Genomic DNA, 15318 nt, shown 5'->3' with positions numbered 1-15318 from the left:
GTGGTGCGCTGCCTCGGCTGTCAGTTGGCCCCGGAGGAAAGCGCACCGGCCGCCGCGCGAACGCCACTTGTGGCGGAATCAGACATCGGCACGGCGAAAGAACCAGTACATGCGCATACGCGGCATCATCACCACCGGCGTCGCTGCTTCTGCAGCGATCGCTCTGGGCACGACCTCCGCCGTCGCGGCGACGGGCATCGACCTGACCACGGGCAAGGGCTTCCTCGGTAAGGGCGAGGTGCAGACCGCCCTCGGTCTCAACAACGCGGCGCTCCAGAAGGCCGTCGACGCAAAGAGCCTCGTGTTCACCGCCACGCAGGCGACGACGCAGGCGCTGACGCAGTCGGCCACCCAGTCGGCCGCCCAGACGGCTACGCAGTCGGCCGCGCAGTCGGCGACCCAGTCGGCCACGCAGTCGGCCACGCAGAATGTGTCGCAGGTGCTGTCCTGCACGGTCACCACCGGCAGCGTCAAGAACCCGAAGATCTTCACGCGTGACGGCGAGCGTTCCGCCGTGCGCACCGGCACCCGCACCGGGTCGCATGTCGGGACCCACACGGGCAGCCGCGCCTCCACCCGCACCGGCACCCGCTCCGGCAGCCTCTCCGGCGTCAGCACCGGCAGTCTCGGCTACGACATCGATGTCGACGCCCGTAAGAACAGCCAGTACACCGGCTTCATCTTCAACGGCTGGAAGGGGGACCCGACCTACAAGGACGGGGCCACCACCTGGGACTCTGAGGCCAAGTTCGGTGACTGGTCGTTCGGGGACTACAACTTCGGCGACTACACGTTCGACAGCTACACGTTCGCTGCTTACGACTTCGGCGACTACGCGTTCGCGCCTCTGGCCGACGTGCAGTGGGGTGACTGGGTCGCGGCTCCGGGGGAGACCCCGTCCGACTGCGATCGCGATGCCAATGCCGACAAGGTCTCGGACTACAGCAACGTCGTCACGCCCGGCGCCATCACCGATGGCGCCGTCGCGGACGGTCCGATCGTCGAAGGCGAGGTCGTGCCTGGTGACGTCACCGAAGGCGATGTGACGGAAGGTGTCGTTCAGTACGGCGCCGTCCAGTACGGCGTGAGGACCGCCACCGGTCCGAAGGCGCTGTTCGTCAACGGCAAGGCTCTCTGACCGTCTCCGCACCACAACAGCCCCCGTCCACACCCAGTGGCCGGGGGCTGCTGCCGTTGATCGGCTTCAGCTCAGTGACCGGCCGCGTGGGCATCACGACGCCGGCGGCGAACGGCCGCGGTGTAGGTCATCAGGCCGCCCAGGACCAGGGCGAGGCTGGCCGCGATGATCAGGCCGGTCGACGAGGTGCCGGTGGCCGCGAGGGAGGCCGTCCCGGCGACGATTCCGGTGCCGGTGCCGCTGAGGTAGTTCATGTTCTTGTTCCTCTCGGCGACCCGTCGGTCGCCTCTGGTGGATGGATCATGCACATCAGGTAATGGGGTGCGTGCGAGTGCGACCGTCTGTCGGTCACTTCCAGGCGGAGACGCGAGTGGCGTACGACTTGAGCACCGAGGTGACGAACCAGTACGCGCGCACGGTGGCGAAGACCAGCCCCGGCAGCATCAGTACGTCGACCAGGACGCCCTTCCAGCCCAGGTGGCGGGTGCGGAAGGCGGCGTACACGACCCAGAAGGCGACCAGGCACAGCCAGACCGGATCCAGGACGAAGCCGCTGCTCGCGATCACGCCGGTCCAGGTGGCCAGCCAGACCAGGGTGTAGAGGAAGCCGACGAAGCCGAACACCATGCTGGTGATGGAGAACCAGGTGTACTTCGTCCAGCCGCGGCGGCGCAGGGTGTCCACCGTGCCGCGTCCCCAGCGCTCCCGCTGACCGATCAGTTCCCGAAGAGTGGGCATGAGGTCGGTGTAGGCGATGCAGTGCTGATTGGCCGTGACCTTCCAGCCCGCTTCCTTCAGCGCCAGCGTCGTCTCGTAGTCCTCCACGAGATTGGCGTGGTCCTCCCAGAACACCTCGCCGCGCCAGCGCAGGATGCTCAGCAGAGCCTCGGTGCGGTAGAAGGAACCGGCACCCGACATGCTGTGGATGCCGAAGCGGTAGCGGCCTCGCGCGTAGCGGCCGTACTCCATGATCTGCATGCCCAGCAGGTAGCGCTGCCAGAGGTTCTTCCACAGGCCTGTGCGGCCGAGGCAGGTCGCGCTGAGTCCGCCCACGCGCCGGTCGGAGGCCATGACGTTGCGCGCTCGTTCCAGGAACTTCGGATGCAGACTGGTGTCGGCGTCCATGACCAGCAGGTACTTCACGGCGGACGCGAGCCCACCAGGGGTCCGGTTCAGCCAGTCGATGCCGTGGTTGAGGGCGCCGGCCTTCTTGTGCGGGTTGTCCGGCAGGTTGAAGACGACGGTGCGCGGTACACCGGGGCGGTCGGCGAACTCGCGGGCGAACTCCTCGGTCTTGTCGGAGGAGTTGTTGACCACGACCACGATCAAGTCGGGCGGGGTGGTCTGCGCGGCCAGCGATTCCAACGCCAGCAGAACACCGGCCTCCTCGTTGCGGGCGGGGAGGAGCACGGCGGTCTCCAACAGAGAAGCCGCTGCCTGCGTCACCAGCCGACGCCGGTGCGAGCCGTGCCCGCGGCGGCCTCTGTAACCCTGGTCGGACCGGGTGGGATCACGGCTTTCGTCAGCGGATATCGGATCTGACGACACCCGCATCGCTGTGCCCAAATGCCCAGCAGTGGTCATGTGGTCGGTCATGATGTGCTGTTGCCCCCCGGCGGCACGACTGCTGCCGCTGCTTTCCCGGCGACCCGAGAGCCACCCCTTGCCTACTGCTGCCCGTTGCCGCTTCCTTCCGGCGCGCAGGCAGCGATCACGGCTGCGACGGGCGGCGTCACAGAGGGACATTCTCGACGGGCTGGTTACGGTCCCGGAAGAGTGACAGAGGGGCGCGTGGGAGCCCCGGGGCGGGTAGTGGAGCGGCCGAGGGATCGAGTGGCGAAAGCAGGGCGCGCGTCACATACGCGCGCTCCTGCGTACTCAGATACGGACCACTCTGACCTGCCGGCGCATCCAGATAGCCAGCCGCACCGCAAGCGCACCAGATCCAGCGGGAAAACGAGAACCACGGGGCCCGTCTCAGTTTCCGTCTCATTCAGCCACGTTCACGACCGTTCAGAGAGAGCCAAGGGGCCAACCCATCCAAGTGGCCAGCCGCTCTTGAACGCAGGTGAACGCCCCTGCACGAGAGCCATGACCCCACCAACACAGTTGGAAAGCGTGTTGGCCAGGTGATGAGGGGGGTGGGGTCTGCGGCCTGCAACATAGTCCCGAGGTGGCTCCCGGGGACCTTTGTGCCCACCCCCCTTGACCGCGGACCTCGAAGGTTCTCTGACCGGTCTCATCCCGCCAGGCAAGCTAACAGGGGGGACTGACAACGGGGGTGAGAGCCGGGAGTCGCGGTACGGCAGCCAGGTACAGCAACCCGAGGGGCAGGCAGCCCCCGCACTGGCCATCGCGGGGCGCCAAGCAACCTGTCTGACCGTCTCCGCCCCATCGCCCTAGAGCTACGGATCAGAGGGTTCTGACATCCACGGCTGACATCAACGACGCCGGACGGGGATGGAACACCGACAACCCTGTCCGGCCGTCGCGCCAGTCGACTACGGCGTCCGAAGCCGGATTGAACCGAACTTACAAGGCGGTGCTCACCAAGCCTCGGGGGCGATGGGCCAAGTAGGGTCCCCCGGGTGACTGTTTCTCCCGAGCACGTCGACAGCAGAGAGGCCTTGGCCGCCTTCGTTCGCTCGTTGCAGCGCAGCCACGCCGAGGACGGAAGCTCATGGGAGAACGCGGACCTCCCGAGCTTCTTGGAGGCTTTGGCGGCATGGGTCGATGACGCCGATGGCTGGTACGGCAATGCCAGCCGCGAGCTGCCGGTCAGTGGCGACTGGACCTTCTTCGCACGAGCTCTGCAGGCCGCGACCATCTACGAGCAGTCCGCGCTGTGGCGAACGAACCAGGGCGACGGCAAGCTCCCTTGCTAGGCCGGCGGCCCTTCGGCGTCCCTGCGGCTGGACACGACGTGCCGTGCGATCGTGGACAAGGCCAGCTCGCGATCCTCGTCGACCACAAGCCAACCCTTGACCAGGAGCGCTTGCAGCACTGGGCGAACCTCTTCGCCCAGTTCCTTCGCCAAGTCGTCATCCGTGGGGGAGAGGCCATCCTGGACGAGGCTCGCCACGCGGAACACGACGGCTTCCTCCCCCGCGGTGATGTTGAAGTCCATGACGTGAAGGTATGCGAGCCCCTTGGCCGCAACACGTCGAGGACCTGTCGTCACGTCGGCCGTCACGGCTTGCTCTGGTCGACGGCAGCGACAGCGTGGCTGAGGCTCGTGGGGGCGGAGCGAGGCATACGCGCGCGTGGTCGGTCGGCGCACCCGCCGTCGTGGCTGACTGTCTTCGGCTGAGGTTCAGGCGGCGTGCATCGAGGGTGCCGGCCGTCAGTCGAGCGCGCCACCAAGGCTGGGCCGTCTCTGGGCCGTCCAAGGTTGCTCAACAGCGGCCAATGACGACCAACAACGACGACCAGGCGCACGAGCCCACCGGCCCTGACCAGCAAAGACCCAGCTCGCCAAGATCCCCGGCAAGACCCAGGGCAAGAAGAAGTAACCCTCGCGCTCACGCCCCCGACCTGTGCTCATGGCGCAGCTCGGGGGCGTTTTCATGGCCGGGGCCTCCGGAGTGCCTCTGGAAGACCTCGGGGCGGCGGTCGGCGGGGTGGCCGGGACGCACCGTTCGGGGCGTGCGACCGACTCCGGGGCGGAGTGAGCGGGGCGAGGGCCGGGCGGGCTTGGCATGGCGGCGGCGCGGACAATTCGAATGCCGGTTCGGTCGAGGTGGGGCATGCTGTCGCGGTGTACGAGAGCCATATGACGGTGCTGTGCGACGGGGACGAGCTGCGCGGACTGGAGCGATGGGCCGAGCGCCAAGACGGCGTGAAGTTCACCCACATCGAGTTGGCGCGGGGGCGGACCGCCTCGCAGCCGATGCTGACGCTGCGCGGGACGCGGCCGTCCTACCGGGAAGAGATCTCGGCTGTGCGGAAGGTCGCGACGTCGCTCGCCGAAGACGGTTTCGTGGTGGCGCGGGTGAAGGTCGAGTGCGTGCCGTGGGCGGCGGAGGTGCCGAAGGACGACGCCGGAGCACCGGCAGCGGCCGACGGACGTCATTTCGAGCACCATGTGAAGCTGCTCCTCGATCCGGACCACGACCGGGAAGCCCTGGTCGCCGTGGCCGTACGGCACGGCGCCCACGTCTCGTGGAACGCGCGCAGGAGGCGGGCGGACGGCCGGGAGGAACGCTTCGTCACACAGCGGTGCCACGGTGTGGGGGCCGGGCGCGCCGGGGCCGCACTGGACTCGCTGCTCTCGGAACTGCGGATGTACGAGGTGGTCGATGTGGAACGGGAATACGTGCTGCTGGACAGCGGTCCGGGGCTGGACGACGGATGGTTGGGGCCGATATGAGCGCGGAACACGGTGCGCAGGAGAGCGCTGCCGGGTCTCAGGACGGGCAGGCACCCGCGCCGATGCGTAGGGGAATCAGGTATCCCGTGGCCGAGGCGCCCCGGACCCTGCTGCGCGTCGCGGACGCCGAAGCAGTCCAGACCCCGGTCTTCGATCCGGCGCTCAAGCAGTTCCCGAACGCCTTTCGCGCCGCCGATCCGGTCTTCCCCTCCCCCGAAGTGTCGCGGGCTTGGCGGACCGCTCGGTCGCGGGCGCTCTCGGCCGTACGGGACGGCGTGGCCCTCTCTCCGTGGGCGGAGTCTCTGGTGCTGCGCGGCAGTGTGCTGATGGCCCTGTGGTTCGGCGAGCAGGCGAGGGAGCCCGGCGATCTGGACTTCGTGGTCGTTCCGCAGTCGTGGCGGATGGAGGAGGAGCGGACCTCGACACTGCTGGCCGGTGTCGCGGCGGCGGCCGAGGCCGCCGCCGCGGGGCAGGCGGACGGGGTCCGGATCGATGCGTCCGGGGCTGTGTGCGAGGACATCTGGACGTACGAACGGGTGCCGGGGCGCCGCATGATGCTGCCGTGGAGCGCGCCGGGGACACCGGGCGGCTGGGTGCAGTTGGACTTCGTCTTCGGTGAATCGCTGCCCGATCCGCCCGAGCGGATCCTCCTTCCGTCCGGTGGGCTGCTGTACGGGGCGACTCCCGCGCTGTCCCTGGCCTGGAAGGTGATGTGGCTCGTCAACGACGGCTACGCGCAGGGCAAGGACCTCTACGACGCGGCCCTGTTGGCTGAACGGCACGCGCTGCCGAACGCTTTGCTCCAGGAGGTGTTCCGACTGGGCGGGGAGTGGCCGGCGCCCGGCCGGGAGCGTGTGTCGGGCGAGGACGTGACCGAGGCCCTGAGCTACGTCGAGTGGCACCACTTCGCCGACGAGTACCCGCAGTTCGCCGGCCGGGAAAGGGAGTTCGCGGAACGTCTGCGGGTGGCGCTGGCTCCGACGTTCGAGGTTCGCTGACGAGCCGATGCAGACGGCGGTCCGCCCCTTCTGCCGGCCCGGCCAACACTTCGGCGGGCGCCGCCCGTTCACTTTTCCTTCCTGCTCGTACAACCCTTTGGCCACTCCTGAGGTCGTACGACACCGAAGCCCGAACCGGCATTCGGTTCCACGGATTCGGTTCCACGGGCTCTGTTCCGCGGACTCTGTTCCACAAGCAGGGAGCACTACTTTGCGCGCACGCACTCTGGCCGTCGCCACGGCCGCCGCCCTCGCCGTCGTGGGGCTCGGCGCCCCCGCCGCCGTCGCGGCGCCCTCCGGGCTGTCGGACGACTTCAACGGGGACGGCTACCGCGACCTGGCGATCGGCACCCCCAAGGCGAGCGGGGGCACGGTCACCGTGGTCTTCGGATCGGCCTCCGGGGTGAGCCCCGCGCGCTCGGTGAACGTCACACAGAACACGCCGGGTGTGCCGGGAGCCTCGGAGTCCGTGGACCGGTTCGGCGAGAGCATCACCAGCGGCGATGTCGACGGGGACGGCTACGCCGATCTGATCGTCGGCGCGCCCGGTGAGGAGGTCACCGGGAAGCCGCGGGGCTCGGTCACCATCGTGTGGGGCGGGGCGAGGCCGTTCACGTCCGGCGGCATGACGCTCACCGCCCCGACGGCCGAGGACGGGTTCGGCGAGGGCGCCGCCTTCGCGGACCTCGACGGTGACGGCAGCGGCCAACTGGTCGTCGTCGGCAGCCACACCCTCTGGTGGTACGCGGAGGGCAAGCCCTCCCAGGACCACGCGCTGGCGCCGGAGGTCGACTTCCTGCCCGAGGGCGTGGAACTGGACGGGATCGTCGCCGGCCACTTCTCCGGCACCGACGGCAGCGACTACGTGCTGCACGGCAGGAACCCGGCCGGCAACGGCGCCTACCTGGGCCTGCTGCGCGGCGGTCCCGGTGACCTCGGCCACTCCTACTCGGTGCTGGCCGACGGCGGGGCGGCGGGCGGGCCCTCGTGGGCGTCGACCGTGGCGGGCGGAGACATCAACGGCGACGGCTACGACGACCTGGTCACCGGCAACCCGACGGCCGGGAACGGCGGTTCGTTCACCGTGCGGTACGGCAGGGCGGCCGGGCTCCCGGTCACCGGCACCACCTACACCCAGGCCAGCGCGGGCGTCCCGGGCACCGACGAGCCGTACGACGACTTCGGCGCGGCCGTCGCGGTGGGCGACGTGACCGGCGACGGCCGTGCGGACGTGGCCGTCGGCGCCCCGTACGAGGACGTGGACGGCAAGACCAACGTCGGCAACGTCGTCCTCCTGAAGGGCGCTTCGGGCGGTCTGACCACGAGGGGCGCCCAGTCCTTCCACCAGGCCACCCCGGGCGTGCCGGGCGCCGCCGAGGCGGGCGACCACTTCGGCTCCTCGCTGCGGCTGCGTGACATCAACGGCAACGGCAGGGCGGACCTGGCGCTCGGCGCGTTCGGCGAGGACGTCCTGCCCGGCGGATACGACGACGGGGCCGCGTGGGTCCTGCGCGGCGCGACCACCGGTCTGACCGCCACGTACGCCACGGCCTTCACCGCGGAGGACTTCGACTACCCCGAGATCGACGGACGCAGGTTCGCGGACGTCTTCGGCCGCTGACCCGAGTGCCCTGGTGCCCGGGTGTCCGGGCACCAGGGCTCCGTCGACCGCCCGTCGCCACGCGGTCGCCCGGGTCCCGCGCCCGAGATCCGGCACCGATGCACCACCGCTGACAGCCGGCACCGAGAACCGCCGCTGACAGCCATCCCTGAGACGCATCACCGAGATGCACCCGAACCGATCCCCGACAAGGGAGTCCTCACACCTATGCGCAACAAAATCCTCGCCGCGACGGCCGTCTGCGCGATGACCCTTCTGGGCGCGACCCTGCCCGTGGCCTCCGCGGCCGCGGTGCCGGCTCCCGTGACGCAGGACTTCAACGGCGACGGCTACCGGGACCTGGTGGTGGGCGTGCCCTCCGGGAAGGTGGGGACCGCTTCGAAGGCCGGGTACGTGCACGTCCTGTGGGGCGGGTCCCACGGCGTGGGCAAGGCGGGGTCCGTACGGATCAGCCAGGCCACGGCCGGGGTGCCGGGCACCCCGGAGGCCGACGACCTCTTCGGCTCCGCCGTGGTCGCCGCGGACGTCGACGGCGACCGGTTCGCGGACCTCGTCGTGGGTGCCTCCAGCGAGTCCCTCACCTCCGACCGGTACGACGAGCAGGGCACCGTCACCGTCCTGCGGGGTTCCGCCACCGGCTTCACCGGCGGCTACACGGTCGCGCGCGGCGACAACGAGTTCGCCCGGATCGGCTCGGTGATCGCCGCCGGGGACGTGACCGGCGACGGCCGTACGGACCTCGCGCTCAGCAGTCGCGGCGAGGAGGAGGGCAGCGTGGTCCTGCGTCCGGGCCCGCTCACCGCCGCCTCCCCCGACACCCTGACCGCGCCGGTCGACGAGGTGAACCTCGGCCGCGCCACCGCCCTCGCCACCGGGGACTTCGACGGCGACGGCGACGACGACCTGGCCGTATCGGTCTCCGCGACGGAAAGCCGGTACACCCTGATTCTCCGCTGGCAGGAGGGCGCCCCGCAGCGGCTGTGGAGCACCAGCGGCTCCGCCGCCGCCCTCGCCGTCGGCGACTTCGACGCGGACGGGGCCGACGACCTGGCCCTGGGCGCCTGCTTCCCGAACTACGAAGAGGACGAGCCGGTCTGCGCGGACTACTCGACGGGCCGGGCCGAGACGTTCAAGGGCAGCGTCGTGCACATCGCGTACGGATCGAAGTCCGGCGGCTTCGGCGCCCGCACCCAGGAGATCCACCAGGACACCCCGGGCATCGTCGGCGCCGCCGAGACCGAGGACCGGCTGGGCGCCTCGCTCGCCGCCGGCGACGTCGACCACGACGGCTACGCGGACCTCGCCATGGGTGACGCGTACGAGGCGATGGGCACCCGGACGGACGCGGGCTCGGTCCTCGTCGTGCGCGGCGGCGGCAGCGGCCTGCTCTCGTCGGACGGCACGGCGTCGAGCGTCGGCTTCAGCCAGAGCACGGCGGGCGTCCCGGGCAGCGCCGAGAGCGGTGACCACTTCGGTGCCTCGGTCGCGCTCGAGGACTACGACGCCGACGGCCACGCGGATCTCGTGACGGGCGCGCCCGGCGAGAACACGGCCACCGGCGGTGTCTGGTTCCTCCCGGGCACCCCGCAGGGCCCCACGGCGGCGGGCTCCGAGGCGCTGACGCCGAAGAGCCTGGGTCTGACGGCGACGAGCGAGCTGGGCTACGGACTGGTGCTGGGCCGCGACTAGGAAGGTCCCGGGACCTGTCCAGGCGACTCACCGGCGTGCGGCCGGTGGGTCGCCTGTCGCGTCTGAGCCTGCCGATCCGAGCTTGAGTCGAGCCTCAGCCCCTGTCCGTTCGCCGGGCGAGGTCCGGGACGGCGGTACGGAGCCACTCGGTGAGTACGGAGAAGTCGTCCTCGCCGAGACCCACGGCCGGGTCGACGCGGTGCAGCAGCGAGGGACCCTCGTACCGCGCGTCGACCCAGAGCCGGTCCACCGGGCCGATCTCGTCGTCCACCCAGATGAACGGCCGCCCGTCGGCCCACTCCACGAGGGCCGGGGTCTTCCAGTGCAGTCCGCGCGGGACGCGCGCCCCGTGCGCACTCCGCGGCCCCTCGTCGTCGGAGGTCTCGGGCCACTCCACCACGCGCAGCCGGGGCAGCCCGATCCGCGGGCCGACCGACCTGTTCGCCTCGTCCATCCAGGTCGTGGCCCACACCAGCTCGCACCCCAGCCCCGTCAGGCGCAGGCCGACGGACGGGTCGAGCCGCCCGGTCAGCGGGTTCCCGCGATCGGGGTCGGCCTCGGAGGCGGGTGAGGGGAACCGTCCCGGACCGGACGCGGGGCCGGACGCCGGGTTCGACGGCGTACCGAACGGGATGAGGGGGCCGTCCACGTCGAGGAAGAGGACGGGGCGGCGCACCGCCACGTGTTCCCTCACCTCCGCGCGCGCTCCCGCCGAGCGCAGGGCCGCGACCGCCGCCTCGGCGGCCGACCGGTGTACGTCTTCGAGGATCACGACCGGGGCCCGGTCCACCAGGACCTTGCCGTGCCACAGGCCGAGTCCGGTCAGCCGGCGCACCACCTGGACGGTGTCGAGCCGGCGGGTGCCGGGGTCGGTGAGCACGACGTCATGGGGCACGTCGTCGCACACCAGCGAGAAGTACTCGGCCATCGCCTCTCCGCCCTTCCCGGCTTTCCCACGCCTTCCGGCTCTCCTCGTACGTTCCAGGCTCATGCCCGCCTGGAGCGTACGAGCCGACATCCCCGGTGTCGCCCCGATTTCGGCGGCCGGACGTACAGGAGGGCCCCGTCGTCATGACAGGGCCCTCCCGGATGCGCGGAAGCGATCAGCCGCACTGGCAGGGGTTGCCCGACTGACAGCCGCAGCCGCAGCCGGAGCCGCAGCCGCAGGCGCCGAACAAAGGGAGACTTTTGATCTCGGCGGGCTGTTGGGTGTCGCGGTCCTGTGTGGGGTCGGGCGTGCTGGGGGATTCGGCCATGGGTCCCTCCTTCATGCACGGAGGCGTGCGAGGCACACTGCGCCGCACGGTTCCTCTCGCCCATCTCATGCCCAGCGGGGCGGGCGCATCAACGGCGCACTGAGGCGTCCGGTGCGCCGCGGAGGCGGATCCCCGGGCGCCCAGAGCGGAGCGGGCCGACGGAAACCGTCGGCCCGCTCATCGCCCGTCGTGCCGAGGACTAGGCCCCCTCGACTCCCGTGACCGGCTGGATGTCCTGCTGGAGTTCGTCGGCGTGCTCGCCCGTGACCAGGTAGACCACACGCTTGGCGACCGAGACGGCGTGGTCGGCGAAGCGCTCGTAGTAGCGGCCGAGGAGGGTGACGTCGACAGCGGTCTCGATGCCGTGCTGCCACTTGTCGTCCAGCAGGTGCTGGAAGAGCGTGCGGTGCAGCAGGTCCATCTCGTCGTCGTCCTGCTCCAGCTGCATCGCCAGGTCGACGTCCTTGGTGATGATGACCTCGGCCGCCTTGGCCATCAGGCGCTGGGCGAGCTGGCCCATCTCCAGGATCGTGGCGTGCAGGTCGTGCGGGACGGCGCGGTCGGGGAAGCGCAGCCGGGCCTGCTTGGCCACGTGCTGGGCCAGGTCGCCGGAGCGCTCCAGGTCGGCCGACATGCGCAGCGAGGTGACGACGATACGGAGATCCGTGGCCACCGGCTGCTGCCGGGCCAGCAGGGCTATCGCGCGGGCCTCCAGCTCGTGCTGGAGATCGTCGACCCTCTGGTCGGCCGCGATGACGCTCTCGGCGAGCTTCAGGTCGGAATCGAGGATGGCCGTCGTGGCGCGCCCGATCGCCGACCCGACGAGCCTGGCCATCTCGACCAGACCGTCGCCGATCGAGTCGAGTTCCTCGTGGTACGCGTCACGCATGTGGTTGCCTCTCCTACGTCAGCTCTGGGGTCCGGGGTCCGGGACCTGTCGTCGGACCGGCCGCCGTACGACCGCCGGACGGGACCCGTGAACCCCACGCTCCCACGTTCGGGCCCGTACGCGTCCGTTTCCGTCACCTGAAGTGAACCGGTACTGGCTCCTGGGTGAACTCTGGGCGACGAGTGTTCGAGGTCGCACCCCGATGGCTGTGGCCAGGAGTGACGGCATGCCTAACCTGGGTGCATGGACGTGAACGCGGCGGTCGCCGCAGCGGCAGCGATCGCCGGAGTGCTCACCGGTGTCATCGCCATGCTGGCGTTCCGCTGGAGCGAGCGCGACCAGAAACGCCCGACCCGCACTTCGCTGCACACGGACGCGGTGCTTCCACCGGGTGTCGACACCGTGCTGTCCGTGCTCAGGTCCTCGGCGGTCGTACTCGACGAAGCGGACGCCGTGGTCAAGGCGAGTTCGGCGGCGTACGCCCTCGGGCTGGTGCGCGGCGGCAAACTCGCCGTCGAAGCGATGCTCCACATGGCGCGTGACACCCGTCGTGACGGGGAGATACGACAGGTGGAGCTGGATCTGCCGCGAAGAGGGACGGGGAGGGGCGAGGCCCTCGCCGTCTCGGCGCGGGTGGCGCCCCTCGGATCGCGACTCGTCCTGCTTCTCGTGGAGGACCTGACGGAGGCGCGCCGGATCGAAGCCGTACGGCGCGACTTCGTCGCGAACGTGAGCCATGAGCTCAAGACTCCCGTAGGAGCGCTCTCCCTGCTCTCCGAGGCCGTCATGGACGCCTCGGACGACCCGGAGGCCGTCGAGCGCTTCGCCGGACGCATGCAGATAGAGGCCACCCGGCTCACCAACCTCGTCCAGGAGCTCATCGACCTGTCGAGGGTGCAGAACGACGACCCCCTCGAGGACGCCGAGCCCGTCCGGGTCGACGAACTCGTCGCCGAGGCGATCGACCGCTGCCGCCACCAGGCCGGCACGAAGCAGATCACCATGGCCGCCGGCGGTACCGCCGACCTGAGCCTGTGGGGGAACCGGGGTCAGCTCGCCGCCGCCCTCGGCAACCTCGTCGAGAACGCCGTCAACTACTCGCCCGCCCGCACCCGCGTCGGGATAGCCGCCCGCCGGGTGACGGCACCCGGCGGGGAACACATCGAGATCGCCGTGACCGACCAGGGCATCGGCATCTCCGACAAGGACAAGGAGCGCGTCTTCGAGCGCTTCTACCGAGTCGACCCGGCCCGCTCCCGTGCCACCGGCGGTACGGGCCTCGGGCTGGCGATCGTCAAGCACGTGGCCGCCTCGCACGGCGGGGAGGTCACGGTGTGGAGCTCCGAGGGTCAGGGCTCCACGTTCACCCTGCGGCTGCCGGAGGCGAGTGCGGCCCGCGAGCGCGTCACCGATCACCACATGCCCGGACTCGACGAAGAGGACGAGACCGGGCAGCCCGACGGGACGACCACCGTCACATCCCCGTACGAACCGCTCCCTGCCCCGGAGGTCCTTCCGTGACCCGTGTGCTCGTCGTCGAGGACGAGGAGTCCTTCTCCGACGCCCTGTCGTACATGCTCCGCAAGGAGGGCTTCGAGGTCGCCATCGCGACCACCGGGCCCGACGGACTCGACGAGTTCGAGCGCAACGGCGCCGACCTCGTTCTCCTCGACCTGATGCTGCCGGGCCTGCCCGGTACGGAGGTCTGCCGCCAGCTGCGCGGCCGCTCCAACGTCCCGGTGATCATGGTGACCGCCAAGGACAGCGAGATCGACAAGGTCGTGGGCCTCGAAATAGGAGCCGACGACTACGTCACCAAGCCCTTCTCCTCCCGGGAGCTGGTCGCCCGGATCCGGGCCGTCCTGCGCCGCCGGGGGGAGCCGGAGGAGGTCGCCCCGGCCGCGCTGGAAGCCGGTCCCGTCCGCATGGACGTCGACCGCCACGTGGTCACCGTCTCCGGCTCCAAGGTCGACCTCCCGCTGAAGGAGTTCGACCTCCTGGAGATGCTGCTGCGCAACGCGGGCCGCGTGCTGACCCGCATGCAGCTCATCGACCGGGTCTGGGGTGCCGACTACGTCGGTGACACCAAGACCCTCGACGTCCACGTCAAGCGCCTGCGGGCGAAGATCGAGCCGGACCCGGGCGCGCCCCGATACCTGGTGACGGTGCGCGGTCTCGGCTACAAGTTCGAGCCGTAAACCGGCCCCACCTCCGCGCGCGTGCCCGAGGGCGCGCCGCGGAGCACGGTACGGCGGGCGTGGCGGAACACGACGAAGGGCGGGACCCCTTGAGGGGTCCCGCCCTTCGCGCGTACCGCTCCTGCGGTTCCGGCGACCGCGACCGGACGGCGGGCCACAGTTCTACGGGCCCCGTGCGCGTCCGGTGCGTCACGTCACTGCGCGGCGGACTCCGACGCCGACGCGCCCGCCGTGGCGGTGCCCGTCGCGCTCGACGACGCGGAGGTCCCCGGCTCGCCCGACGCGGACTCGGACGGGGAGCCCGACACGGACTCCGACGGCGAAGCGGCGGGGGACTCGGACGGGGCCGCCGGGATCTCGCTCGGGCCCCACTTGCTGAAGTAGCTCTCGGCGGGGACGACGAAGGCGCTCAGGCTCACGCCACCGGTCTTGCTGAAGGCGAAGGTGACCTTCTGGACGCTGCCGTTCAGCAGGGTCTGGGAGGGGCTGGTCAGCGCGGCGGAGGCGTTGCCCTCGCCGCCGATGACGACGGAGCCGCCGGGCGGGACGGTCAGCTTGCCCTTGCCGCCCGCGGGCGTGATCTGGGCCTTGCCCTCGCCCGCGATGTCGATCGAGTCCACGGTCTGCGCGGTGGTGCCGTCGTTGAACAGCGTCGCGGAGATCACCGCGGGACCGGTGGCCTTCACATCGGGCTGGGTGATGACGAGCGCGTTCTGCACCTTGATGGTGCCGACGGAGGTGGCCGCGTTGTCCGGCTTGACCTCCAGCGTCTGGGCGTCGCTGCCGGCACCGCACGCGGCGAGCGAAGCGATCGAGAACGCGATGACGGCGGCGGCGAGAGTGCCGCGTCGAAGGCTGCTGCTCACGGCGGCGGCTACTCCTTGAACGTGGGCGAAGCAGGACGACTTCAGTGGAAGCCGCCCTAAGGGTCTGTCAGCGGCCTCAGGTTACCGATCCGTTGGCGCGGGACCGCACCCGACCCTCCCCAAGACGCCGACTTTGCTCGGGGCGGGGGTGGCCGGGCGGTCTCCGGGTGGAGGGCGGGACCGCTGGGAGCATGCGCCCGCGAGCCCCGCTGCGCCGGGTGTGCGCCCCGGTCCTCGCCTGCCGACCCGGCGGCGCGTCGGCTACTTTGATCGCGCGCTCGTCCGTCATTCACA

General features: G+C 70.5%; 15 protein-coding genes and 1 pseudogene. 8 read left to right on the top strand and 8 right to left on the bottom strand.

Annotation, left to right across the window (positions count from 1 at the left end; translation table 11 throughout):
• Positions 1-109 precede the first annotated feature (109 nt).
• Positions 110-1138: a hypothetical protein gene (locus tag ACFYW7_RS18840; RefSeq protein WP_389503529.1), complete on the top strand. Its 1029-nt coding sequence runs from the start codon at positions 110-112 to the stop codon at positions 1136-1138.
• 71 nt (positions 1139-1209) lie between these two features.
• On the opposite strand, the gene ACFYW7_RS18835 is transcribed toward ACFYW7_RS18840, so the two are convergent.
• Positions 1210-1392 (bottom strand): hypothetical protein, encoded by a 183-nt coding sequence (locus ACFYW7_RS18835; protein ID WP_389503525.1) that lies wholly within the window; start codon positions 1390-1392, stop codon positions 1210-1212.
• 94 nt (positions 1393-1486) lie between these two features.
• Positions 1487-2584 carry a glycosyltransferase gene (locus tag ACFYW7_RS18830; RefSeq protein WP_389503523.1) on the bottom strand — a complete coding sequence of 366 codons (1098 nt, stop codon included), beginning with the start codon at positions 2582-2584 and terminating at the stop codon, positions 1487-1489.
• Between the two features lie 1142 nt (positions 2585-3726).
• Here ACFYW7_RS18830 and ACFYW7_RS18825 point away from each other — a divergent pair.
• On the top strand, positions 3727-4023 hold the full coding sequence (locus ACFYW7_RS18825; RefSeq protein ID WP_389503521.1) for a hypothetical protein: 297 nt from the start codon (positions 3727-3729) through the stop codon (positions 4021-4023).
• Here the strand turns inward: ACFYW7_RS18825 and ACFYW7_RS18820 are convergent.
• Entirely contained in the window at positions 4020-4265 is a 246-nt protein-coding gene (locus ACFYW7_RS18820) for a hypothetical protein (RefSeq protein ID WP_389503519.1), read from the bottom strand. The genes ACFYW7_RS18825 and ACFYW7_RS18820 overlap by 4 nt on opposite strands.
• 645 nt (positions 4266-4910) lie before the next feature.
• Between ACFYW7_RS18820 and ACFYW7_RS18815 the strand changes: the two genes are divergently transcribed.
• From ACFYW7_RS18815 to ACFYW7_RS18800, 4 genes are all read left to right on the top strand, one after another.
• The gene (locus ACFYW7_RS18815; RefSeq protein WP_389503740.1) at positions 4911-5507 is read left to right on the top strand and encodes a hypothetical protein; all 597 of its coding nucleotides are present in this window, start codon (positions 4911-4913) and stop codon (positions 5505-5507) included.
• A gap of 62 nt (positions 5508-5569) precedes the next feature.
• Positions 5570-6505 (top strand): nucleotidyl transferase AbiEii/AbiGii toxin family protein, encoded by a 936-nt coding sequence (locus ACFYW7_RS18810; RefSeq protein WP_389503517.1) that lies wholly within the window; start codon positions 5570-5572, stop codon positions 6503-6505.
• Between the two features lie 211 nt (positions 6506-6716).
• Entirely contained in the window at positions 6717-8126 is a 1410-nt protein-coding gene (locus ACFYW7_RS18805) for an FG-GAP repeat protein (RefSeq protein ID WP_389503515.1), read from the top strand.
• A 207-nt stretch (positions 8127-8333) separates the two neighbouring features.
• A complete protein-coding gene (locus ACFYW7_RS18800) occupies positions 8334-9815 on the top strand; it encodes an FG-GAP and VCBS repeat-containing protein (protein ID WP_389503513.1) in 1482 nt (493 codons plus the stop codon).
• Between the two features lie 94 nt (positions 9816-9909).
• Here the strand turns inward: ACFYW7_RS18800 and ACFYW7_RS18795 are convergent, their stop codons facing one another.
• From ACFYW7_RS18795 to phoU, 4 genes and pseudogenes are all read right to left on the bottom strand, one after another.
• Positions 9910-10497 (bottom strand): hypothetical protein, encoded by a 588-nt coding sequence (locus tag ACFYW7_RS18795; RefSeq protein ID WP_389503738.1) that lies wholly within the window; start codon positions 10495-10497, stop codon positions 9910-9912.
• A 21-nt stretch (positions 10498-10518) separates the two neighbouring features.
• Positions 10519-10743, bottom strand: a pseudogene (locus ACFYW7_RS18790) (ribosomal protein L7/L12); the annotation flags it as partial.
• A gap of 175 nt (positions 10744-10918) precedes the next feature.
• Positions 10919-11071 carry a hypothetical protein gene (locus ACFYW7_RS18785; RefSeq protein WP_167455652.1) on the bottom strand — a complete coding sequence of 51 codons (153 nt, stop codon included), beginning with the start codon at positions 11069-11071 and terminating at the stop codon, positions 10919-10921.
• Positions 11072-11270: 199 nt separating this feature from the next.
• Positions 11271-11960, bottom strand: a complete 690-nt coding sequence (gene phoU / locus ACFYW7_RS18780; protein WP_389503511.1) for a phosphate signaling complex protein PhoU — start codon at positions 11958-11960, stop codon at positions 11271-11273.
• 243 nt (positions 11961-12203) lie between these two features.
• Here phoU and ACFYW7_RS18775 point away from each other — a divergent pair, with 243 nt between their 5' ends.
• Entirely contained in the window at positions 12204-13481 is a 1278-nt protein-coding gene (locus ACFYW7_RS18775) for a sensor histidine kinase (RefSeq protein ID WP_389503509.1), read from the top strand.
• Positions 13478-14158: a response regulator transcription factor gene (locus ACFYW7_RS18770; RefSeq protein WP_043441515.1), complete on the top strand. Its 681-nt coding sequence runs from the start codon at positions 13478-13480 to the stop codon at positions 14156-14158. The genes ACFYW7_RS18775 and ACFYW7_RS18770 overlap by 4 nt, the downstream gene beginning before the upstream one ends.
• Before the next feature lie 194 nt (positions 14159-14352).
• Here ACFYW7_RS18770 and ACFYW7_RS18765 read toward each other — a convergent pair whose 3' ends face one another.
• On the bottom strand, positions 14353-15024 hold the full coding sequence (locus ACFYW7_RS18765; protein ID WP_389503507.1) for a DUF461 domain-containing protein: 672 nt from the start codon (positions 15022-15024) through the stop codon (positions 14353-14355).
• Between the last annotated feature and the right edge of the window lie 294 nt (positions 15025-15318).

Source organism: Streptomyces sp. NPDC002580, from assembly GCF_042889485.1.
In the GTDB taxonomy this organism is placed as follows: Bacteria; Actinomycetota; Actinomycetes; order Streptomycetales; family Streptomycetaceae; genus Streptomyces.
The sequence above is the reverse complement of the archived record's forward strand: the minus strand, read 5'-3'. Positions and strand labels throughout refer to the sequence as shown.

Coding starts and splice junctions, on each gene's coding strand:
- ACFYW7_RS18840 (WP_389503529.1), top strand. CDS start 110: ATGCGCATACGCGGCATCATCACCACCGGCGTCGCTGCTTCTGCAGCG.
- ACFYW7_RS18835 (WP_389503525.1), bottom strand. CDS start 1,392: ATGAACTACCTCAGCGGCACCGGCACCGGAATCGTCGCCGGGACGGCC.
- ACFYW7_RS18820 (WP_389503519.1), bottom strand. CDS start 4,265: ATGGACTTCAACATCACCGCGGGGGAGGAAGCCGTCGTGTTCCGCGTG.
- ACFYW7_RS18815 (WP_389503740.1), top strand. CDS start 4,911: ATGACGGTGCTGTGCGACGGGGACGAGCTGCGCGGACTGGAGCGATGG.
- ACFYW7_RS18810 (WP_389503517.1), top strand. CDS start 5,570: ATGCGTAGGGGAATCAGGTATCCCGTGGCCGAGGCGCCCCGGACCCTG.
- ACFYW7_RS18800 (WP_389503513.1), top strand. CDS start 8,334: ATGCGCAACAAAATCCTCGCCGCGACGGCCGTCTGCGCGATGACCCTT.
- ACFYW7_RS18785 (WP_167455652.1), bottom strand. CDS start 11,071: ATGGCCGAATCCCCCAGCACGCCCGACCCCACACAGGACCGCGACACC.
- phoU (WP_389503511.1), bottom strand. CDS start 11,960: ATGCGTGACGCGTACCACGAGGAACTCGACTCGATCGGCGACGGTCTG.
- ACFYW7_RS18775 (WP_389503509.1), top strand. CDS start 12,204: ATGGACGTGAACGCGGCGGTCGCCGCAGCGGCAGCGATCGCCGGAGTG.